The organism is Streptomyces pseudovenezuelae, assembly GCF_001513955.1.
Taxonomy (GTDB): Bacteria; Actinomycetota; Actinomycetes; order Streptomycetales; family Streptomycetaceae; genus Streptomyces; species Streptomyces pseudovenezuelae.
In genome coordinates this window covers 301720-321747 of record NZ_KQ948152.1, presented here as the reverse complement: position 1 = coordinate 321747, position 20028 = coordinate 301720, and the positions used below count along the sequence as shown (strand labels likewise).

Below are 20028 nucleotides of genomic sequence, written 5' to 3'. Positions count from 1 at the left end.
CGCGCCGGTAGCCTTACGGCGCTCAGAAGGACGCGATGACGGAACCGGCGTACTTGTCCTCGATGAACTTCTTGACCTCGGCGGAGGTGAGGAGCTTGGCGAGCTTCTTCACCCGCGGGTCGTCCTCGTTGCCGTCCTTCACCGCGAGGAAGTTGCCGTAGGGGTTGTTCTTGGCGGACTCCAGGACGAGGGCGTCCGAGGCGGGCTTGAGGTCGGCCTCGATGGCGTAGTTGCCGTTGACGACGGCCGCGTCGACGTCGTCCAGGGAGCGCGGGGTCTGGGCCGCCTCCAGCTCCTTGAACTTGAGGTTCTTCGGGTTCTTGGTGATGTCGGCGGGGGTCGCCTCGTTGCCCACGCCGTCCTTGAGCGTGATGATCCCGTTGGTGTCGAGCAGCTTGAGGGCACGGGCCTCGTTCACGCTGTCGTTCGGGACGGCGATCGTCGCACCGCTCTTGAGGGCGTCGGCGCTCTTGACCTTGTGGGAGTAGAGGCCGAGCGGCTCCAGGTGGACCGTGACGACGGGCACGATGTGGGTGCCGCGCTTCTTGTTGAAGTCATCGAGGTAGGGCTGGTTCTGGAAGTAGTTGGCGTCCACCGAGCCGTCTTCCGTGGCCGGGTTCTGCGTCGTGTAGTCGCTGAACTCCTTGACCTCCAGGTCGAGGCCCGCCTTCTTCGCCAGGTGCTCCTTGACGTAGTTGAGGATCTCCGCGTGCGGGGTGGGGCTCGCGGCGACGACGAGCGGTCCGCTGGTGTCGGAGGCGGAACCGGACGAACCGCACGCGCTGAGCCCGAAGGTGAGGGCTCCGGCGGCGAGGACGGCGGTGGTGAGCTTTGCGGTGTTACGCACGAAAAGTGCCTTTCCTTTTGGGTGCAGCGATCCCGTGAAGGGGTGCACGGGAAATTCGGGAGAGCGTCAGACGGTCTTGGTGTCCGCCGTGGATGCCTTCAGCAGACGGAGCTTCGGCGCCGGTCCGGAGCGTCCGCCCCGCCGGTGCAGCGAGCGGGCCGCGTAGTCGCCGGCGAACTGGATGAGCGAGATGACGACCGCGAGGATCGCGACGGTGATCCACATGAGCTGGGTCTCGAAGCGCTGGTAGCCGTAGCGGATGGCGATGTCGCCGAGGCCGCCGGCGCCTACCGTGCCGGCCATCGCGGAGTAGCCGATGAGGGCGACGATCGTGGTGGTGGTGCTGGCGATCAGCGAGGGCAGGGCCTCGGGGACGAGGACCTTGCGGACGATCGTCCAGGTGTTGCCGCCCATCGACTGCACGGCCTCGACGAGCCCGCCGTCCACTTCACGGACAGCCGTCTCGACGAGGCGCGCGAAGAACGGGATCGCCCCGATGGCGAGCGGCACGATGGCGGCCTCACGGCCGATGGTCGTCCCGGTGATCGAGCGGGTGAAGCCCATGAGCGCGACCATGAGGATGATGAACGGCATCGAGCGGGCGACGTTCACGACCTGCCCGATGGCCTTGTTCGCGACGACGTTCTGGAGGAGTCCGCCGCGGTCGGTGAGGACGAGCAGGACCCCGAGCGGCAGGCCGCCCACGACGGCGATGACGGTGGACCAGCCGACCATGTAGAGGGTGTCCCAACACGCCTGCTCCAGCAGGGGCTGCATCTCGGACCAGGTCACTGGGCACCTTCCTTCACCAGCTGCTGCTCACCGACGACATCGATCTGCAGTCCCTGTTCGCGCAGGAAGCCGACCGGCACGACGTTGTCCTCGTAGCGGCCGGGCAGTTCGATGCGCATCCGGCCGACCTGGAGGCCGCCGACGGTGTCGATGGCGGCGCCGAGGATCGATATGTCGATGTTGTAGGTGCGCGAGAGCTGCGAGATGACCGGCTGGGTGGCCGCCTCCCCCTGGAAGGTGACGTCGACGACGGTCCGGTCCTCGCCGGTGGCGGCGCCGCCGACGGGGAAGAGCGCGGAGGCCAGTTCGGAACCGGGGGTCGCGAGCAGTTCGCTGACCGTGCCGGACTCGACGATGCGGCCGTTCTCCATCAGGGCCGCCGAGTCGCAGACCGACTTCACGACGTCCATCTCGTGGGTGATGAGCAGGACGGTCAGGCCCAGTTGCCGGTTCAGGTCGCGCAGCAGCTGGAGGATCGAGCGGGTGGTCTCGGGGTCGAGGGCGCTGGTGGCCTCGTCGGACAGGAGCACCTTGGGGTCGCCGGCCAGGGCGCGGGCGATGCCGACGCGCTGCTTCTGACCGCCGGAGAGCTGGGCCGGGTAGGCGCCCGCCTGCTCGGCGAGTCCGACGAGGTCCAGCAGCTCACGTGCCTTGCGGGAGCGCTCCTTGCCGGACTTGCCGAGGATTTCGAGCGGCAGCTCGACGTTGTCCTGGACCGTCCGGGTGGACAGCAGGTTGAAGTGCTGGAAGACCATGCCGATACGGCTGCGCGCCTGCCGCAGCTCCTTGCCGGCGCGGGGTCCGCGGCCCGCGAGGGCGGTGAGGTCCTGTCCGGCGACGGTGACCGTGCCGGCGGTGGGGCGCTCCAGCAGGTTGACGCAGCGGATGAGCGAGGACTTGCCGGCGCCGGACTGGCCGATGACGCCGTACACCTCGCCTTCGCGGACGTGCAGATCGACGCCGTCCAGGGCGGTGACCTCACGGCCGCGCGAGCGGTAGACCTTGGTCAGGCCTGTTGTCGTGATCACTGGGGTTTCCGTCACTGTCGAGTACGCGGGCGTGGGTGTGCCCTGGTACGGGAGAGAAGTCGTGCGCGGGCACATGGGTCACGTACGGCGTTCACGGCGTACGGACGTGCCGGGGCGGCTCGCTTCGGGGCGCGAGGCTCAGGAGGTGGTGCGGGGGCCCTCTAACAGGCGCACATTCGACACATACAACGAGCACCGGGCGTCATGGTCGCCTCGGTCGCAAGGGTGCGGCAGCTCGTCGTGGTCATGCGATCAGTAAAGCAGACGTATGGGAGCGACCAAGAACCCGTTGTCCGAATGGCGGACAGCGGTGGACAGGCGTCAGGGCCGGACGGAGATCTCCACGTTCCCGCCGGTGACCAGGGCGGACAGGGCCGACAGGTTCTCCACCACCAGGTCGGCGTCCAGCTCGTGGGCCTGGTGGGTTGTGGTCAAGGCCACGGTGGTCATACCGGCGGCGCGGCCGGCGCGCAGACCCGCGGGGGCGTCCTCGAAGACGACGCAGCGGGACGGGTCGACGCCGAGTTCGCGGGCGGCGAGCAGGTAGGGCTCGGGGTCGGGCTTGCCGCGGGTGACGTCGTCGGCGGCGACCAGGGTCTTGGGGAGGATGCCGACGGCTTCGAGCCGGGCCTCGGCCAGGCGTCGGGTGGCGGAGGTGACGACGGCCCAGCGGTCGGCGGGCAGGGAGTCGAGGAAGGCCGTGGTCCCGGGGAGCAGTTGGACACCGCCGTGGGGCACGTCCTCCACCTCCAGCTCCTCGATCCTCGCGAGGGCCCGCGGCACGACGTCGGCGGGCAGCAGGTCGGCGGCTATCTCCACGGCCGGGCGCCCGTGCAGTTCGACCCGTTCGAAGGCCTCCTGGGTGAGGCCGAACTCCTCGGCCCAGCGCGTCCAGCAGCGGTGCACCGATTCCAGGGAGGAGACGAGGGTTCCGTCGTTGTCGAACAGGAGGGCTTCGGCATGGATCTTCATGCCCCCGACCCTACGGCGCGGTGCGGGGGCGGCCGCGTCAGGCCTTTTGGACCCGTAATAGGCTCGCCGCATGTTTGATGTCCTGACGCTGGTGACCGGCGTCGCCGCGCTGCTGCTGGCCGCCTGGTGCGGCTGGGCCGCCTACCGTGACGAGCCGACCAAGGACTGGCACTTCATCGGCATGGCCGTGGTGTCGGTGCTGGCGCTGGTCCAGCTGGTGATCGGGATCGTGCAGCTCGCACGGGGCGAGAAGCCGGAGCAGGGCACGACGATCTTCGTCGCCTATCTGCTGGGGGCGTTCGCGTGTGTGCCGGCGGCGGGGTTCATGTCGCTCGCGGAGCGGACGCGGTGGGGATCGGTGACGGTTGCCGCCGGCGGTGTGGTGCTGGCCGTTCTGGAGGTGCGGCTCTATGACATCTGGGGAAGCTGACGTGAGCCGACGTTTGATCAGTGGGCCGGGGACGCTGCTGGTGTGGCTGTACGGCGTGATGGTCGTCGGAGCTGTGTCGAGGTCCGCGTACCAGATCTCCACCGAGTTCGACCGGGCGCCGCTTGCCTATGCGCTGTCCGCGGTGGCAGGTGTCGTGTACGGATTCATCACGTACACGCTGGTCCGGGGTGGAGAGACGGCTCGCAGGGTGGCGCTGGCGTGCTGCGTCGCCGAACTTGTGGGTGTGTTGACCGTGGGCACATGGACGTTGATCGAGCCGTCCGCGTTTCCTGATGCGACCGTGTGGTCGGACTTCGGGATGGGGTACCTGTTCATCCCCGTGCTGCTGCCGCTCTCCGCCATCTACTGGTTGCGCAAGGGTGTGCCCGCCGGGGATGCCGCCTGAGGTCTGTCGGGCGGCATCCGGCCGTATGTGTCTGATCGCGGTAGGTGCTCAAGCCGTGGCTGCGTATGTGCCCGCGGGCTTCTCCAGGACGATCATCGGTACTCCGTCCGTGCCCTCCGACGTGCCCACCGTCTGGTAGCCGACCTTGCGGTACAGGCGGAGGTTGCCCTCGCTGCGGTGGCCGGTGTGGAGGCGGAAGCTCGTCGCTCCGCGCTCGTCCGCCAGAGCCGCTTCCGCCGCCCGGAGGAGCCTTGCCCCGATGCCGTGGCCCTGGAGGCGCGGGTGGACGCAGAGTTTGCCGATGGCGGCCGAGCCGTCCTCGGTGACGCGGCCGCGGACCGAGCCGACCACTTCGTCTCCCAGGCGGGCCACGAAGACGCAGTCCGAGGTCACCTCGGCACGGACCGAGTCCAGGGTCTGGACGAGCGGATCGATGCGGTAGTTGCCGTACAGCGCCGCCTCACTCTGGAAGCACAGGTACTGCAGCCTGAAGATCTGCTCCGCGTCCTGCTCGGCCGCCGCAGAGATGGTCACGCTCATGCCCATGTGCGCACGCCTCCCGCTCACCTGATCGCCTGTTGTCCCCCACTCCTATCCCCGTGTTCGGCGTGTCGCAACCTCCGGTGCAAGCAGTCGTCGCAGACATCCCAGACATCGGGAACGTTCCGGACCCAGACTGCCCTGTGAGATACCCAACTCCCCCGCGATCTCCCGGTAGGTGAGGTCCCTCGGGGACAGGAGGGCCGCCATCAGCGAGGGGCAGCGGCCGGGCAGTCGGCGCACCGCGTCGTGCAGGGCCCTGCGCCGGGCCGCCGCGAGGGTGAGCTGCTCGGGGGTGCGGTCGTCGTCGGCCGCGGGCTCGGTGTCGTACGGCCGTTCCAGGCGGGTCGTACGGCGGCTGCGGCGGGACTCGGAGCGGACCGCGCGGCGGAGCCAGCCGGGCGGGTCGAGGGGCGGGCCCTGGGTCTCCAGGTGCTCCAGGAGGCGGAGCCAGACCGCCTGTTCCAGATCTGCGGGTTCCGTACCGGAGGCATGTGCCTCCGCGGAGGCCTCGGCGGAGAGCAGCGGGCGCAGGGTGGCGACCAAGTCGTGCGTCATATGCGGTACGACACGGCCGCCCGGGTCGTGGGTTGCCCGGGCGGCCGTAAGTCACCCCGATCGGGGGCCGGCGGCTCAGCCGTTGACGAAGTCCTGGCGGGCGAGGACTCCGGTGTCCGCGTTGTCCGTGAAGACGCCGTCGATACCGGTGGCGAAGTACCTCCGGAAGGCGCCGAAGACGTCTCCGTAGGCGTCCGCGTCCGTGCCCCTGCGGTACTCCGCCGGCAGGAAGGGGTTCTCGTTGCGCATGGTGTAGGGGTGCAGGATCAGCCCGACCCTGTGCGCGTCGGCGACCAGGGTGGTCTCCTGGTCCAGGCTGCCGTCGGCCTTCTTCGTGATGACCAGGTCGAGGGTCGGGCCGATGCCCTGGGCGTAGCCCGCGATCTCCCTGAGGCCCTTGGGGGTGATCAGGTCGGCGACCGTGCGGGGGTCGCCCGTCGCGACGAAGTCCCAGGGGCGGGTGTTCGCGGCGGACAGGAGCACGACCAGGGGGTTGTCGACGAGCTTGTTCAGGCGCTGGATGCTGGTCGGCTCGAAGGACTGGAGGATGACCGGCGCGTTGCGCCCGGCCTTGCCGTGCTTGTGCAGCAGCTTCGCGACCCGCTCCTCCAGGCCCAGGCCGAGCCCCCGGAAGTAGGTGGGGTGCTTGGTCTCGGGGTAGATCCAGACCTGCTTGCCACGCTTGCGGGTCTGCTCGTCCTGCCACCTGAGGACTTCCTCGAAGGTGGGGATCTCCCAGCGGCCGTTGTAGAGCGTGTTGTGCGGGCGGTTGGCCGGGATGCGCTCGATCGCGCGGAGCGTCTTGAGCTCGGCGAGCGTGAAGTCCTCGGTGAACCAGCCGGTGACGGAGACGCCGTCGAGGACCTTGGTCTTCCTGCGGTCGGCGAACTCCTTGTGGTCGGCGACGTCGGTGGTGCCGCCGATCTCCGGTTCGTGGCGGCAGACGAGGTGCCCGTCCCGGGTGGGGACGAGGTCGCCTGCCTCGACGATGTCGGCGCCCAGGTCGAGGGCCAGCTGATAGGAGCCGAAGGTGTGCTCGGGGCGGTAGCCGCTGGCACCCCGGTGGCCGATGATCGTCGGCACGGGCAGGCTCTTCAGCCCGCCGCCGTGCCCGGCGGATCCGGCGGTCGCGGCTCTCGCCGTACCGGAGAGACCGAGGACCGCTCCCCCGGCGCCGAACATCGCGGCCCCGAGAAGTGCCCGTCGTCCGGTGCCGTCCGTGTGCTCGTCCTGCGATCCCATGGGGACCCCTCCTGCCGTCGCCTCTTCGATGCGGGCCGATCGTAGGTCCGGGTCCGTGACGAGCGGGAGACCTCCGGCGGAACACGCGGGTGACGCGGGATGTCGCATGGGAACAGATGTCTGATGGTTCGTCGGCTTCATGGCGGAGAGGCGGGGTACGCGTCGATCGGGGCGACCTCCGTCACATCGTTCCGCCCGGGTTTCCGGGAGGCAACGAGGCCCATCCGCAGGTAAACGAGTGTCAACAGTGCGTAAGACCTCGGTGAACCGCGGGTGCCCGATGTGCACGACCCCCCGAGCCGCGAGTAATGTCCTCACCTGCACAGACTCATACAGTTTCCCTGGTAGTTCTCTTGACACCGGAGGGCCCGTTGTCCCGCTTCGCGCTCATCAAGGCAGTGCTCGGACCGATCATGCGCCTGATGTTCCGCCCACAGGTGGAGGGCGCGGAGCACATCCCGGGCGACGGTCCGGTCATCCTGGCCGGCAACCACCTCACCTTCATCGACTCGATGATCCTTCCGCTGGTGTGCGACCGGCAGGTCTTCTTCATCGGCAAGGACGAGTACGTCACCGGCAAGTCCCTCAAGGGCCGCCTCATGGCCTGGTTCTTCACCGGCGTCGGCATGATCCCGGTGGACCGCGACGGCGGTCGCGGCGGCGTGGCCGCGCTGATGACCGGGCGACGGGTCCTTGAGGAGGGGAAGGTCTTCGGGATCTACCCCGAAGGGACCCGGTCGCCCGACGGCCGGCTGTACCGGGGTCGTACGGGGATCGCCCGTCTGACGCTGATGACGGGTGCGCCGGTGGTCCCCTTCGCGATGATCGGCACGGACAAGCTGCAGCCGGGCGGGGCGGGGATGCCCCGGCCCGGGCGGGTGACGGTCCGCTTCGGTGAGGCGATGGAGTTCTCCCGCTACGACGGGATGGACCGCGACCGCTATGTGCTGCGGGCCGTGACGGACTCGGTGATGACCGAGGTCATGCGGCTGTCGGGGCAGGAGTACGTGGACATGTACGCCACGAAGGCCAAGGCTGCGTAACCGGCTCACTGCCGGGTGCGGGTGCGCGGGGGCTGAGCGCGCGGTTCCCCGCGCCCCTGAAAGCCCTTGTCCAGCCGTTGGTTCTTCAGCATGAACCAGGCCGCCAGCGCTGTGGCGAGCAGAACTGCCGCTCCCGCGCCCGCCGCGATGGCCAGGCCGTCGACGAAGGCCTCTCGGGCCGCCGCCAGCATGTCCTGTGCCTGCCGGGCGGGCATGCCGGCTGCCGACTCCACCGCGCCGCCCAGCGACTCGTGCGCTCCCGCCGGAGTATCCACCGGAGCGGTGAACCCCCGGTAGACACCCGTGACGATGGACCCGAGCACGGCGATTCCCAGGGCCGCGCCGAGTTCGTACGCCGTCTCCGATACGGCGGATGCCGCGCCCGCCTGCTCCTTCGGTACGGAGGAGAGGATCACGTCCGCCGTCACCGTGAACGAGAAGCCCGCGCCCACGCCGACCACCAGCAGGGCGGTGCCCAGCATCGGGTAGCCCGTGGACTCGTCGAGCAGGGTGAGCAGGGCAAGGGCCAGGCCGATGGCCGCGAGGCCGCCGGAGACGACCGCGCGTACCGAGGAGCGGCGCGCGACCGTGCCCGCGACCAGGCCCGCCGCCACCGCGCCCACCGCGGCCGGGAGTTCCGCCAGGCCCGCCTTCAACGGGCCCATGCCCTGCACGAGTTGCAGGTACTGGGACAGGAAGAAGACCAGGCCGGAGAGGCCGAGGATGGTCAGGAGGTCGGCCAGGACGGCGCCGCTGAAGCCGCGGTTGCGGAACAGGCGCATGTCGAGGAGGGGGGCGGGGAGGGTGAGTTGGCGGCGGACGAAGGCGTACAGGGCGGCCGCTCCCAGGAGGCCGGAGGCGACCGACTCCCCCGTGATGCCGTGCGCCGCGGCCTCCTTGACGGCGTACACCACCGCGATCATGCCGAACAGGGACAGCGCGGCGCTGGTCGTGTCCCAGGGGCCCGGGTTCGGGTCGCGGGACTCGGGCAGGCATTTGATGCCGACGAGGACCAGTACCGCCATCACCGGCAGGTTGATCAGGAAGACCGAACCCCACCAGAAGTGTTCGAGGAGGAAGCCGCCGACGATCGGGCCGATCGCCGTGCCGGCGGAGGCGGTCGCGCCCCAGATGCCGACGGCGAGGCTGCGTTCGCGCGGGTCGTGGAAGAGGTTGCGGATCAGGGCCAGGGTGGCGGGCATCAGGGTCGCGCCGGCGACGCCGAGCAGGGCCCGCGCCAGGATCATCAACTCCGGTGTCGTCGCATAGGCGTTGAGGATCGATATCGCGCCGAACGCCGTCGCGCCCAGCAGCAGGATCCGCTTGCGGCCGATGCGGTCGCCGAGGCTGCCCATCGACACCAGCAGGCCCGCGATGACGAACGAGTAGACGTCACCGATCCACAGCAGCTGGGTTCCGGTGGGCCTCAGGTCCTCGCTGATGTAGGGGGTCGCGAGGCCGAGGACGGTCGCGTCGACGGCCACCAGCAGCACGGCGAGCACCAGGACGGACAGCGCGAGCCAACGGCCGGGACGCTTCACCGCCTCGGTCGTGGTCGCCGGCTGCAGGGTGCTGGTCATGATTCCTCTCTCCGTAGTGCGCCACCGAGCAGCAGCTCGGTGATCATGTGGGTGAAGTCCTTGGGAGCCACGCGGCCGGCCTGAGCGGCCCAGGCGCACGAGGCGACGAGTCCGTAGAGCGCCTCGGTGAGCCAGACCGGGCTGAGGTCGATACGGAACTCGCCGTTCTGCTGGCCTCGTACGAACACCGAGGCGATGCGGAGGTCCAGCCGCGACCAGGAGTCGCCTCCGCCGTCCTCCCACAGTTCGTTCTCGCCGTAGAGGAAGGCCAGCAGCCCGGCGACGGGCTCGATCTCACGGACGAGCCTGTGTACGGCGTCGCTCGCGGACCCCTCGTCGAGGCGGGCCGCGTCGAGCGCCGCCTCGCATTCGGCGATGCCGTGCTCCTCCAGCGCCCGCACGAGTGCGTCCCGTCCCGCGAAGTGGCGGTGCAGCGTGGCGCGGCTGATCCCGGCGGCCCTGGCGACCTCGTCCATGGTCGCGGTGGATTTGCGGGTCAGCAGGGCCGCGGCACTGCGCAGCACGTGGTCACGATCGACAGCCATGAGACGAGAATACCTCGTGTGAGACATTCTTGTCTCACACGAGGTATCGGCGTCTCATTGTCTTGACTGAAGTGACGTCCTCAGTGCCAGGGCAGCTGTCCGCGCCGCTCCCAGTACGTCTGCGGCTCCTCCACCAGCGCCGCGAGCCGCGACAGCTGCTCGTCGTCCAGGTCGACGACGGCGGCGTGCAGGTTGGAGGCGAGCTGGCCGGTGGTGGCGGCTCCCGAGAGGACGACTCCGGTCCAGGGCTGACGCAGCACGAGCGCGAGGGCCACGGCGTCACAGCCCAGGGACGTCTCCTCGGCCACCGCCTTCAGGGCCTGCGGAGCATGCGGTCCGGCGAGCCTGCCGTTGGCCATGCCCTCCTTGACGATCACCGTGAGACCGGCGTCATGAGCCTCGGCGAGCGCCGGGCCGGCGGAGGTCTCCAGGGCGTTGTACGTCGACTGGACGGTCCGGAAGAGGGGTTCGCCGTCGACGGTCACCTCCAGCGCGGCGCGGATCGCGTCCGCCTGGGCGGGGCCACTGGTCGAGAAGCCGATGCTGGTGCCCTGGGCGGCCGCCTCCGCGAGCCTCGCGTGCAGGTCCTTGTCGGTGAGGGCCGGGCTGTCCGGGGTCACGGAGTGGATCTGGTAGAGGTCCAGGCGATCGCCGAGCAGTTCCGCGGTCTCGGCGCGCTGACGGTCGTACGTCCGGACGCTGTGGTCCTTGACCTCGTGCTTCTCGGCGTCGGTGGTCCAGTCGGCGGTGTAGGTGTAGCCCCACTTGCTGCCGATGACCACGTCGTTCCGGCCGGGGTTCTGATGGAGCCAGGCTGCCAGGAACTCCTCCGAGCGGCCGTAGGAGCGGGCCACGTCGAAGTAGCGGACGCCCTGGGCATAGGCGGCGTCGAGGAGTTCGTGGGTTCGGGTGCGGAGGTTCTCTACGCTGCGGTCGTCTCCCAGGTCTTCGTCTCGGCCCAGGTTGATGTAGCCGGGGCGGCCGACTGCGGCCAGGCCGAGGCCGATGTGGGCGGTGGGGGTGGTGGCGGTGGCGAGGCGGGCGAAGGGCATGCCGACAACGTAACTCGGGATGCCCTTCGCTTCAGGGGGTGGGTTGTGCGGCGTTTTGGCGGGTGCGGGAGCGTTGTGGTCGCTCGCGCAGTTCCCCGCGCCCCTAAAGGCGCTTGGCCCACTGGTGTTGAGCCGCGACGTTTGCCTTCACCTCTGCCAGCTGCACCGCCACCGCGCTCGGGGCCGTGCCGCCCCTGCCGTTCCTGGAGGCCAGGGCGCCCGGGACGTTCAGGACCGTGCGGACCTCGGGGGTCAGGTGGGCGGAGATCTTGGCGAACTGGTCGTCCGTCAGGTCGTTCAGTTCCTTGCCCTCGGCCTCCGCGGCCTTGACGCACTCGCCGGCGACCTCGTGGGCCACACGGAAGGGCACGCCCTGCTTGACCAGCCACTCGGCGATGTCGGTGGCGAGGGAGAAGCCGGCCGGGGCCAGTTCCTCCATGCGCTCACGGTTGACGGTGAGGGTCGCCATCATGCCGGTGAAGGCGGGGAGCAGGACCTCCAGCTGGTCGCAGGAGTCGAAGACGGGCTCCTTGTCCTCCTGGAGGTCGCGGTTGTACGCGAGGGGGAGCGCCTTGAGCGTAGCCATCAGGCCCGTCAGGTTGCCGATCATGCGGCCGGACTTGCCGCGCGCCAGCTCCGCGATGTCCGGGTTCTTCTTCTGCGGCATGATCGACGAGCCCGTGGAGAACGCGTCGTGCAGGGTCACGAAGGAGAACTCCTTCGTGTTCCAGATGATGATCTCCTCGGCGATCCGGGAGAGGTTGACGCCGATCATCGCGGTGATGAAGGCGAACTCGGCGACGAAGTCACGGGAGGCCGTGCCGTCGATGGAGTTGCCGACGCTGCCGTGCTCGAAGCCGAGGTCCTTCGCGACCGCCTCCGGGTCCAGGCCCAGGGAGGAACCGGCCAGGGCGCCCGAGCCGTACGGCGAGACGGCCGTGCGCTCGTCCCACTGGCGCAGCCGCTCCGCGTCCCGGGACAGGGACTGGACGTGGGCCAGGACGTGGTGGGCGAACAGCACCGGCTGGGCGTGCTGGAGGTGGGTACGGCCGGGCATCGCCACGTCCGGGTGGGCCTCGGCCAGACCGACCAGGGCGTCCTGGAGCTCGGCGATCAGCCCGCCGATGATCCGGGCGTGGTCCCGCAGGTACATGCGGAAGAGGGTGGCGATCTGGTCGTTGCGGGAACGGCCGGCCCGCAGCTTGCCGCCGAGGTCGGGACCGACGCGCTCCAGCAGGCCCCGCTCCAGGGCCGTGTGGCAGTCCTCGTCGGCGATCGTGCCCACGAAGGAGCCGTCGGCCACGTCGGCCTCCAGCTGGTCGAGCCCCGCGTGCATGCGCTGGAGCTCGTCCTCGCTCAGGAGGCCCGCCTTGTGCAGCACGCGCGCGTGGGCACGCGAACCGGCGATGTCGTACGGCGCGAGCCGCCAGTCGAAGTGGACGGATGCGGACAGCTTCGCCAGCGCCTCGGCGGGACCGTCGGCGAAACGACCGCCCCAGAGCCGGACGTCACCGCTGTTGCTGCTCACTTGCGTTGCTCCTCACCGCTGCACTCCAAGGGTATGCATGATTATGCAGAGTCCTGCATGATTCGTCAATCCGGGCCCCGGGTCGCCCTTCAGGCTCGCACCGCGGCGGAGAATTTGCGCTCCCTTTGAACACGGGAAACCGCTTGCCCGTATTCCACGCCGAACGCAGGCGCCGCGTTTGTCACCGCAGACCACTTCCCGACCCCGAGTGAGGCATCCGCATGTCCAGGGCTCTTCCGAAGTACAACAAGCGCCGCGTGGCGATCATCGGCGGCGCCGCCGCCGTGGCACTGACCGGGGCGATCGTCGCCGGTACCGCCCTCGCCGGGGAGACCTCCAAGAGCGGGACCACCACCGCCCGGACGCTGGCCGACGTCGGCAGCATCACGTGCCCTGACGTGGCCTCGCAGCTCCCGGCGATCCCGGCCACCGCGCAGGCCGAGGTCGACCGCAACCTGACCCTGCTGCAGACCCAGATCGACGAGGCCAACAAGCGACTCGTCGACACCGTCGGCCAGGGCGGCCCCAACTTCGTCCAGAACGCCATCCTGGGCCCGCTGGAGGACAAGCGGATCGCCACCGTCAACCGCATCGCCACCGCCATCGGCCGGACCGCGGACAAGCCGCAGGGCCTGGACGCTCTGGCCCCCTGCACCCTCAACGCGGGCGGCGCCGCCGACACCGGTGAGGAAGCCGGCGCGGGCGCGGGCGAAGAGGCCGGAGCCGGCGCCGAGGCGGGGGCCACGCCGAGCGAGGCGGCCGGTGCCGAGGAGACCGGGAACGCGGGCAATGCCGGAGACGCGGGTGAGGCGGCCGGAGCCGGCGCCATCTCCTGCCCGGACGTGGCCTCGCAGCTGCCCGCGATCCCGGCCACCGCGCAGGCCGAGGTCGACCGCAACCTGACCCTGCTGCAGACCCAGATCGACGAGGCCAACAAGCGACTCGTCGACACCGTCGGCCAGGGCGGCCCCAACTTCGTCCAGAACGCGATCCTCGGCCCGCTGGCCGACAAGCGGAAGTCGACGATCGACCGCATCGCCATCTCCATCGGCCGGACCGCGGAGAAGCCGCAGGGCCTGGACTCCCTGGCCGCCTGCACGCTCACCAAGTGACGTGACAGGCGCTGTGGCCGCCCCGTGTGAGCGCCGGCCGGGGCGGCCACGGACGTCGTCCTGCACGGGCACGTCCGAATTCCTTAGACAGGCGAAAGGTCTGCACCCATAATGCTTGGACATGGGAAAGACCTATGAGCGCATAGACGGCCGGCTCCGCTCCTTCATCGAGGCGCAGCCCCTCTTCTTCACGGCGACCGCTCCCCTCTCCGGCGACGGCACGGTCAACCTCTCCCCCAAGGGTCTGCGCGGCTGTTTCGCGGTCCTCGACGAACTCACCGTGGCCTACCTCGACTTCGCCGGTTCCACCGCCGAGACGGTCGCGCATCTGCGGGAGAACGGCCGGATCACCCTCATGTGGTGCGCGTTCCAGGGGCCGCCGAACATCGTCCGGGTGCACGGGCGCGGTGAGCCGGTCTTCCGGGACGACCCGCGCTTCCCGGAACTGCTCGCGCACTTCCCGGACATCGACCCGACCGCCCACGGACTGCGGGCGATCGTCGTCGTGACGGCCGAACTCGTCCGGGACTCCTGCGGCTACGCGGTGCCGTACATGGCGTACGAGGGCGACCGCGAGCTGCACGGCAAGCGGTTCGCGCGCGAGGACGACGCGTCGCTCAGCGCGTACTTCGCCAAGAAGGAGCACATCGCGACGAGCCTCGACGGCCTGCCCGGGCTGCCGCTGCCGTTGCCGCCGTCCGTGGCCTGAAGCGCTCCGCCCCGCTCGCCTACGCCGGGGCCGCTGCCCTCAGACGCACCGTGAAGGTCGTCGAGCCCGGCCCGCTCTCCACCGCCACCTCTCCCCCGTGCGCCTCCACCACGGCCGCCACGATCGACAGGCCGAGGCCCGCGCCGCCGGTCTCCGCCTTGGTGCTGCGGTCGGCGCGGGTGAAGCGTTCGAAGACGCCGGGCCGGACCTCCTCCGGGATGCCGGGGCCGTCGTCGTGGACCTTCAGCAGCACGGTGGTGGCATCGCTCTCCAGTGTCACGGTCACCTTGGTGCCGGCCGGGGTGTGCAGGCGGGCGTTGGACAGCAGGTTGGCCAGCACCTGGTGGAGGCGGTGCTCGTCTCCCGTCACCGTGACCGGGTCCTCGGGGAGGTCCAGCTCCCAGCGGTGACCGGAACCGGTGGCCCGCGCGTCCGTGAGGGCGTCGAGGACCAGGCGGGTGAGGTCGACGGGGACGGCCTCCAGGGGGCGGCCCGCGTCCAGGCGGGCCAGCAGGAGCAGGTCGTCGACCATGGCGCCCATGCGGGTCGACTCGGCGGCGATGCGTTCCAGGGCCCGGGTGATCTCCGCCGGCAGCGGGCCGGGGTGCAGCAGGGCGAGTTCGGCGTGGCCGCGGACCGAGGCGACCGGGGTGCGCAGTTCGTGGCTGGCGTCGGCGGCGAAGCTGCGCAGCCGTTCCTCGCTGGCGTGGCGTTTGGTGAGGGCGTCCTCGACGTGGCCCAGCATGCGGTTGAAGGCGGCGGCGACCCGGCCCACCTCACTGCGCGGGTCGGCCTGCGGGGCGCGCGGCGGGAGGGCCACCTCCCCGCTGGCCAGCGGGAGTTCGCTGACCCGGGTGGCGGTGGCGGCGACCCTGCTGAGCGGGCGCAGGGACCAGCGCACCCACAGGGCGCCCGCGATACCGGCGGCGGTGAGGGCCGCGCCGAAGACGATCCCGGCGACCAGTTCCAGGCGGTGGACGGTGACCTCGACGGGCTCCAGGGGCATCCCGGTGACCAGGACGTCGCCGTCCAGTCCCCGGGTGGCGAGCACCCGGTAGTCGTCCAGGGCGGAGAGCCCGATGCTGTGGCCCCGGCCGTCGACCGGGACGGCCGCGAGCCGCTCGCGGTCGGCGGCGGTCAGGTCGACGTTCAGGGTGCCGCTGGAGCGGACGACGGCCGCGTTGGTGACCGTGCCGTCCACCAGCCGGGCGCCGAAGGTGCCGGTGGCCTGGCGGCGGGTGTCGGCGTGCTCGTCGCCGTCGTGGTCGTCCTTCTCCGGCAGGCCCGCGTGTTCCAGGCTGACCGCGAAACGGTTCCCCGCCTCGGTGAGCTGCTCGTCGAGGCGACCGGTGAGGAAGCCCTTCAGCCCGAGGACCGCGGCGACCCCGACCGCCGCGCAGCTCACCGCCAGCAGCACCACCAGGCCGAGGGTGAGCCGGGCCCGCAGCGTGTGCGGCCGCAGGTCCCTCACGGCGTCGCCGGCTTGATCACGTATCCCGCCCCGCGCACCGTGTGGATCAGCGGCTCGCGGCCGGCGTCCACCTTCTTGCGCAGGTAGGAGATGTACAGCTCGACGACATGGGCGCGGCCCCCGAAGTCGTAGGACCACACCCGGTCGAGGATCTGCGCCTTGCTGAGCACGCGGCGCGGGTTGCGCATGAGGAAGCGCAGCAGCTCGAACTCGGTCGGGGAGAGTTCGATCAGCTCGCCGCCGCGGGTGACCTCGCGGGCGTCCTCGTCCATGACCAGGTCGCCGACGGTCAGCCGCGGACCCTCGTCGAGCTGGCGGGCCATGCCCGCGCGGCGCAGAAGTCCGCGCAGCCGGGCGACGACCTCCTCCAGGCTGAACGGCTTGGTCACGTAGTCGTCGCCGCCCGCCGTGATGCCCTTGATGCGGTCCTCGACGGCGTCCCGGGCGGTCAGGAAGAGCACGCACACATCGGCCTTCACGGTGTGCAGGGCGCGCAGCACGGCGAAGCCGTCGGTGTCCGGGAGCATCACGTCCAGGACGACGGCGTCGGGCAGCAGCTCCCGGGCCGCGGCCACCGCCGAGGCACCGTCGCCGGCCGTGCGGATCTGCCAGCCCTCGTAGCGCAGGGCGCCGGACAGGACCTCGGCGAGATCGGGGTCGTCGTCGACGACGAGGACGCGCAGCGGGGTGCCGTCGGGGCGGGTGAGCGCGGGGCGGCCGGAGCGGGTGGTGTTCATGGCTCTTCCAGGATCGCCCCTCGTCGGGGCCGCGGCCGTCCGTGGAGGCTCTGAGTTTCCTCTGAGTCCGCTCAGCGGGGGCCGGTTCAGAGGGTCCTGAGAGGTTCCCCTTGCACAGTTGTGTCCCGGACAGGCGAAAGGACACCCCCATGACCACCGTGTACGAGCGGCGGGCCGCACCGGCCGTGGCGCCGCCCGCGCGACGATCACCCGCGGGTGTCGTACTGGCCCTGCTCTGGGCGGGAGCGGCGGCCGTGCTCGCCCTGTGGTGGTCGGACACCGGTTCCGTGGTCGGTACCGCCGGATGGCTGACCGGGGCCGGTCGGATCGCCGGGCTGCTGTGCGGGTACGCCTGCGCGGTGCTGGTGGGTCTGATGGCGCGGGTTCCGGTGCTGGAGCGGCGGGTCGGCTCGGACCGGGTCGCTCGCTGGCACGCGATGGCCGGCCGCTACACCGTCACCCTGCTGCTCGCGCACATCGGGCTGATCCTCGCGGGGTACGCCGCCCAGGACGGCGCCTCGCTGTGGCACGAGACCGTGACGGTGGTCCTGGACTACCCGGAGATGCTCAAGGCGACCGCCGGCACCGTGATCCTCCTCGCGGTCGGCGTCACCTCCGCCCGTGCGGTGCGCCGCCGGACCAGCTACGAGTTCTGGTACTACGTCCATCTCCTCACGTACGCGGCCGTGTTCCTCACCTTCGGGCACCAACTGGCCCTCGGGAACGACTTCAACGGCAACACGCCGGCCACGGCCGCCTGGTACGCGCTCTACCTCGGTGTCGCCGCCCTGGTGCTGTGGTTCCGGATCCTCGCGCCGGTGCGGCTGAACCTGCGCCACCGGCTGCGGGTGGAGTCGGTGCACCGGGAGGCGCCCGGGGTGTACTCGGTCGTCGTGCGCGGGCGGCGGCTGGACGAACTGGGCGCGCAAGCAGGGCAGTTCTTCCGCTGGCGGTTCCTCGGCGAGGGCATGGGCTGGACGTCGACGCCGTACTCGCTGTCGGCGCCGCCGCGCCGCGACCGGATGCGGATCACGGTCAAGGCCCTCGGTGACCACAGTGCCGCCGTGGCGTTGCTGCGGCCGGGGACGCGGGTGTGGGCGGAGGGGCCGTACGGCTCCCTGACCGTGGAGCGGCAGACCTCGCCCAAGGTGCTGCTGATCGGGGGCGGGGTCGGCATCACCCCGCTGCGGGCGCTGTTCGAGACGCTGCCGGGCGAGGTCACCCTGCTGTACCGGGCGCGCACGGTCGAAGACCTCGCGCTGGGCGGTGAGTTGGAGGCCCTCGCGCGCTGGCGCGGGGCGAGGGTGCACTACCTGCTCAACGGGCCCGAGGGACAACGGCCCCGTATCAGCGCCGAGTCGCTGCGGGCGGCCGTCCCCGACCTGGCCGGTCACGATGTCTACCTCTGCGGTCCGCACGGGCTGGCCCGGGAGCTGTACGGGGAGCTGCGCGCCGCCGGAGTGCCCGATCGCCGTATCCACCACGAATCCTTCGAGCTGTGAGGCCTCACCCGTGCACGCGCTGAAGAAGAACCGTCCGCTGCGCCGCATCGTGCTGGCGAGCGCCGCCACCGTCTCCGGCATGGTGATGCTGCTGTCGCTGAAGCCGCACGCCTCGCCCGCGGCCGCCCTCGCCGTCCCCGCGCCCACCGGCAGTTCGAGCGCGTCGAGCGGCACCGGGGGAACGACCACCACCGGCACCCGGACGGTGACCGGCGACACGGTCCAGACCCGCTGGGGCCCGGTCCAGGTCCGCATCACGGTCAAGAGCGGCAGACTCACCGACGTCACCGCGGTCACCTACCCCACGGACAACCCGCGGGACCAGGAGATCAACAGCTATGCGATCCCCCGGCTGCGCAGCGAGGCCCTCCAGGCCCAGAGCGCCGACATCGACACGGTCTCGGGAGCCACGTACACGAGCGACGGTTACCGCCAGTCACTCCAGTCCGCACTGGACTCCGCCGCCAGCTGAACACACCGGCGTCACGGCACGTATCCAAGGACCAAGGGACCACGCCCACCCCCCCTTGCCCCCGCCCCCGGAGGAAACGTGACCACGACGCTCGCAGGCGGCCGCGCCGCCCGCCGCCAGACGATGCGCCGCATCCGCCCGCGCCGTTCCCCGGCGACCGTCCTGCTGCTCGCCGTATGGGCGGGCGCGGCCGGTGTGCTGTGGCTGTGGTGGCACAACACGCCGTCCGTGGCCGACGACAACAGCAAGATCCTCAACGCGGGCCGGATCACCGGTCTGCTGGCCGGATATCTGATGGCGCTCGTGGTGCTGCAGATGGCCCGGGTGCCCGCGCTGGAGCGCCGGGTGGGCTCCGACCGGGTCGCCCGCTGGCACGCGATGACCGGCCGCTACACGCTCTGCCTGGTCGTCGCCCACGTCTTCCTGATCATGTGGGGCTACGCCCTGCAGGCCGGCAAGGGGCTCGGCGACATCGTCCAGCAGACGATGGACTCCATCAACCAGCTCCCGGACATGGGCAAGGCGGCCATCGGCACCGGGCTGCTGTTCGTCATCGGACTGATGTCCATCGGCGGGGTGCGCAAGAGGATTCCGTACGACACCTGGTACCACGTGCACCTGCTGACGTACGCGGCGGTCTTCCTGACCTTCTGGCACCAGCTGACCACCGGCAACGACTTCGCGGTCGAGCCGGTCGCCAAGACCGTCTGGTACGCGCTGTACGGCTCGGTCACCGCGCTGGTGGTCTGGTACCGGATCCTCACGCCGATCCGGCTGAACCTGCGTCACCGCATGTACGTCGAGGCGGTCGTCGAGGAGACACCGGGTGTGGTCTCGGTGCTGATCGGCGGGCGCAAGCTGCACCGGATGGGCGCGGAGGCGGGCCAGTTCTTCCGCTGGCGGTTCCTCGCCCCGGGCATGCGGTTCAGCTCCCACCCCTACTCGCTGTCCGCGGCGCCCCGACCGGGCATGCTGCGGATCACGGTGAAGGCGATCGGCGACCACAGCGAGCGGCTGCGCGAGCTGGTGCCCGGCACCAAGGTGTGGGCCGAGGGGCCGTACGGCGCCCTGACCGCCCAGCGTCGCAGCCGCGGCAAGGTGCTGCTGGTGGCCGGCGGTGTCGGCATCACCCCGATGCGGGCCCTGTTCGAGACCCTGCCGGGCGCGGCCGGTGACATCACCCTGCTGTACCGGGCCAACACCACCCAGGACCTGGCCCTGTGGGACGAGCTGGCCACCATCGCCGACGAGCGCGGCGCCCGCCTGATGTACGCGGTCAACAGTCCGGACGGGGAGCGCCCGGACATCTCCGCCGAGTCCCTCCAGCGCAAGCTCCCCGACATCGACAAGCACGACGTGTTCATGTGCGGGCCGAACGGTTTCGCGCAGTCCGTGTACGAAGCACTGCGCGGCGCGGGTGTGCCCGCCCGCCGCATCCATCACGAGTCGTTCGAGATGTGAC

General features: G+C 70.6%; 21 protein-coding genes. 8 read left to right on the top strand and 13 right to left on the bottom strand.

What is annotated here, in order from left to right; genetic code table 11:
- Positions 1 to 22 precede the first annotated feature (22 nt).
- From AQI94_RS35790 to AQI94_RS35775, 4 genes are all read right to left on the bottom strand, one after another.
- On the bottom strand, positions 23 to 847 hold the full coding sequence (locus AQI94_RS35790) for a MetQ/NlpA family ABC transporter substrate-binding protein (protein WP_031056121.1): 825 nt from the start codon (positions 845 to 847) through the stop codon (positions 23 to 25).
- Between the two features lie 66 nt (positions 848 to 913).
- Positions 914 to 1639, bottom strand: a complete 726-nt coding sequence (locus tag AQI94_RS35785; protein WP_031056122.1) for a methionine ABC transporter permease — start codon at positions 1637 to 1639, stop codon at positions 914 to 916.
- A complete protein-coding gene (locus tag AQI94_RS35780) occupies positions 1636 to 2667 on the bottom strand; it encodes a methionine ABC transporter ATP-binding protein (protein WP_031056124.1) in 1032 nt (343 codons plus the stop codon). Before AQI94_RS35780 ends, AQI94_RS35785 begins: the two co-directional genes overlap by 4 nt.
- A 321-nt stretch (positions 2668 to 2988) precedes the next feature.
- Positions 2989 to 3639, bottom strand: a complete 651-nt coding sequence (locus tag AQI94_RS35775) for an HAD family hydrolase (protein ID WP_031056126.1) — start codon at positions 3637 to 3639, stop codon at positions 2989 to 2991.
- A 70-nt stretch (positions 3640 to 3709) separates the two neighbouring features.
- Between AQI94_RS35775 and AQI94_RS35770 the strand changes: the two genes are divergently transcribed.
- Together AQI94_RS35770 and AQI94_RS35765 are read left to right on the top strand one after the other, a co-directional pair.
- Complete coding sequence (locus tag AQI94_RS35770) at positions 3710 to 4069, top strand: hypothetical protein (protein ID WP_031056129.1); 360 nt, start codon at positions 3710 to 3712, stop codon at positions 4067 to 4069.
- Positions 4050 to 4475, top strand: coding sequence for a hypothetical protein (locus AQI94_RS35765; protein WP_031056131.1), 426 nt, complete (start codon positions 4050 to 4052; stop codon positions 4473 to 4475). Before AQI94_RS35770 ends, AQI94_RS35765 begins: the two co-directional genes overlap by 20 nt.
- A gap of 48 nt (positions 4476 to 4523) precedes the next feature.
- Here AQI94_RS35765 and AQI94_RS35760 read toward each other — a convergent pair whose 3' ends face one another.
- The 3 genes from AQI94_RS35760 to AQI94_RS35750 all read right to left on the bottom strand — a co-directional run bounded on the left by AQI94_RS35760 (position 4524) and on the right by AQI94_RS35750 (position 6815).
- Complete coding sequence (locus AQI94_RS35760; RefSeq protein ID WP_031056133.1) at positions 4524 to 5021, bottom strand: GNAT family N-acetyltransferase; 498 nt, start codon at positions 5019 to 5021, stop codon at positions 4524 to 4526.
- A 45-nt stretch (positions 5022 to 5066) separates the two neighbouring features.
- A complete protein-coding gene (locus AQI94_RS35755) occupies positions 5067 to 5573 on the bottom strand; it encodes a sigma-70 family RNA polymerase sigma factor (protein WP_031056134.1) in 507 nt (168 codons plus the stop codon).
- Between the two features lie 75 nt (positions 5574 to 5648).
- Positions 5649 to 6815 carry a glycerophosphodiester phosphodiesterase gene (locus tag AQI94_RS35750; RefSeq protein ID WP_031056136.1) on the bottom strand — a complete coding sequence of 389 codons (1167 nt, stop codon included), beginning with the start codon at positions 6813 to 6815 and terminating at the stop codon, positions 5649 to 5651.
- Positions 6816 to 7186: 371 nt separating this feature from the next.
- On the opposite strand from AQI94_RS35750, the gene AQI94_RS35745 reads away from it, so the two are divergent.
- The gene (locus tag AQI94_RS35745; protein WP_031056138.1) at positions 7187 to 7858 is read left to right on the top strand and encodes a lysophospholipid acyltransferase family protein; all 672 of its coding nucleotides are present in this window, start codon (positions 7187 to 7189) and stop codon (positions 7856 to 7858) included.
- A gap of 5 nt (positions 7859 to 7863) precedes the next feature.
- Here AQI94_RS35745 and AQI94_RS35740 read toward each other — a convergent pair whose 3' ends face one another.
- The 4 genes from AQI94_RS35740 to argH form a co-directional block, all read right to left on the bottom strand.
- Positions 7864 to 9438: an MFS transporter gene (locus AQI94_RS35740; protein WP_031056140.1), complete on the bottom strand. Its 1575-nt coding sequence runs from the start codon at positions 9436 to 9438 to the stop codon at positions 7864 to 7866.
- A complete protein-coding gene (locus tag AQI94_RS35735) occupies positions 9435 to 9983 on the bottom strand; it encodes a TetR/AcrR family transcriptional regulator (RefSeq protein WP_031056143.1) in 549 nt (182 codons plus the stop codon). The genes AQI94_RS35740 and AQI94_RS35735 overlap by 4 nt, the downstream gene beginning before the upstream one ends.
- 80 nt (positions 9984 to 10063) lie before the next feature.
- The gene (locus tag AQI94_RS35730) at positions 10064 to 11035 is read right to left on the bottom strand and encodes an aldo/keto reductase (protein ID WP_031056145.1); all 972 of its coding nucleotides are present in this window, start codon (positions 11033 to 11035) and stop codon (positions 10064 to 10066) included.
- 103 nt (positions 11036 to 11138) lie between these two features.
- Positions 11139 to 12563, bottom strand: coding sequence for an argininosuccinate lyase (gene argH, locus AQI94_RS35725; RefSeq protein WP_031056148.1), 1425 nt, complete (start codon positions 12561 to 12563; stop codon positions 11139 to 11141).
- A gap of 221 nt (positions 12564 to 12784) precedes the next feature.
- On the opposite strand from argH, the gene AQI94_RS35720 reads away from it, so the two are divergent.
- Both AQI94_RS35720 and AQI94_RS35715 read left to right on the top strand, forming a co-directional pair.
- A complete protein-coding gene (locus tag AQI94_RS35720; protein WP_031056150.1) occupies positions 12785 to 13675 on the top strand; it encodes a hypothetical protein in 891 nt (296 codons plus the stop codon).
- Positions 13676 to 13796: 121 nt separating this feature from the next.
- Positions 13797 to 14384: a pyridoxamine 5'-phosphate oxidase family protein gene (locus AQI94_RS35715; RefSeq protein WP_031056153.1), complete on the top strand. Its 588-nt coding sequence runs from the start codon at positions 13797 to 13799 to the stop codon at positions 14382 to 14384.
- A 19-nt stretch (positions 14385 to 14403) separates the two neighbouring features.
- Here AQI94_RS35715 and AQI94_RS35710 read toward each other — a convergent pair whose 3' ends face one another.
- Together AQI94_RS35710 and AQI94_RS35705 are read right to left on the bottom strand one after the other, a co-directional pair.
- Positions 14404 to 15855 carry a sensor histidine kinase gene (locus AQI94_RS35710; protein WP_031056156.1) on the bottom strand — a complete coding sequence of 484 codons (1452 nt, stop codon included), beginning with the start codon at positions 15853 to 15855 and terminating at the stop codon, positions 14404 to 14406.
- The gene (locus AQI94_RS35705) at positions 15852 to 16592 is read right to left on the bottom strand and encodes a response regulator transcription factor (protein ID WP_031056159.1); all 741 of its coding nucleotides are present in this window, start codon (positions 16590 to 16592) and stop codon (positions 15852 to 15854) included. Before AQI94_RS35705 ends, AQI94_RS35710 begins: the two co-directional genes overlap by 4 nt.
- A 149-nt stretch (positions 16593 to 16741) precedes the next feature.
- Here AQI94_RS35705 and AQI94_RS35700 point away from each other — a divergent pair, with 149 nt between their 5' ends.
- The 3 genes from AQI94_RS35700 (at position 16742) to AQI94_RS35690 (ending at position 20027) form a co-directional block, all read left to right on the top strand.
- Entirely contained in the window at positions 16742 to 18094 is a 1353-nt protein-coding gene (locus tag AQI94_RS35700) for a ferredoxin reductase family protein (RefSeq protein WP_031056162.1), read from the top strand.
- Positions 18095 to 18104: 10 nt separating this feature from the next.
- Positions 18105 to 18566: an FMN-binding protein gene (locus AQI94_RS35695; protein ID WP_031056165.1), complete on the top strand. Its 462-nt coding sequence runs from the start codon at positions 18105 to 18107 to the stop codon at positions 18564 to 18566.
- Positions 18567 to 18644: 78 nt separating this feature from the next.
- On the top strand, positions 18645 to 20027 hold the full coding sequence (locus AQI94_RS35690) for a ferredoxin reductase family protein (protein ID WP_031056167.1): 1383 nt from the start codon (positions 18645 to 18647) through the stop codon (positions 20025 to 20027).
- Position 20028: the final 1 nt, after the last annotated feature.

Excerpts from the sequence above, each read along its gene's own strand:
- AQI94_RS35760 (WP_031056133.1), bottom strand. The coding sequence starts at position 5,021 with ATGGGCATGAGCGTGACCATCTCTGCGGCGGCCGAGCAGGACGCGGAG.
- AQI94_RS35770 (WP_031056129.1), top strand. The coding sequence starts at position 3,710 with ATGTTTGATGTCCTGACGCTGGTGACCGGCGTCGCCGCGCTGCTGCTG.
- AQI94_RS35775 (WP_031056126.1), bottom strand. The coding sequence starts at position 3,639 with ATGAAGATCCATGCCGAAGCCCTCCTGTTCGACAACGACGGAACCCTC.
- AQI94_RS35730 (WP_031056145.1), bottom strand. The coding sequence starts at position 11,035 with ATGCCCTTCGCCCGCCTCGCCACCGCCACCACCCCCACCGCCCACATC.
- AQI94_RS35750 (WP_031056136.1), bottom strand. The coding sequence starts at position 6,815 with ATGGGATCGCAGGACGAGCACACGGACGGCACCGGACGACGGGCACTT.
- AQI94_RS35705 (WP_031056159.1), bottom strand. The coding sequence starts at position 16,592 with ATGAACACCACCCGCTCCGGCCGCCCCGCGCTCACCCGCCCCGACGGC.
- AQI94_RS35740 (WP_031056140.1), bottom strand. The coding sequence starts at position 9,438 with ATGACCAGCACCCTGCAGCCGGCGACCACGACCGAGGCGGTGAAGCGT.
- AQI94_RS35735 (WP_031056143.1), bottom strand. The coding sequence starts at position 9,983 with ATGGCTGTCGATCGTGACCACGTGCTGCGCAGTGCCGCGGCCCTGCTG.
- AQI94_RS35715 (WP_031056153.1), top strand. The coding sequence starts at position 13,797 with ATGGGAAAGACCTATGAGCGCATAGACGGCCGGCTCCGCTCCTTCATC.
- AQI94_RS35755 (WP_031056134.1), bottom strand. The coding sequence starts at position 5,573 with ATGACGCACGACTTGGTCGCCACCCTGCGCCCGCTGCTCTCCGCCGAG.
- AQI94_RS35765 (WP_031056131.1), top strand. The coding sequence starts at position 4,050 with ATGACATCTGGGGAAGCTGACGTGAGCCGACGTTTGATCAGTGGGCCG.
- AQI94_RS35700 (WP_031056162.1), top strand. The coding sequence starts at position 16,742 with ATGACCACCGTGTACGAGCGGCGGGCCGCACCGGCCGTGGCGCCGCCC.
- AQI94_RS35720 (WP_031056150.1), top strand. The coding sequence starts at position 12,785 with ATGTCCAGGGCTCTTCCGAAGTACAACAAGCGCCGCGTGGCGATCATC.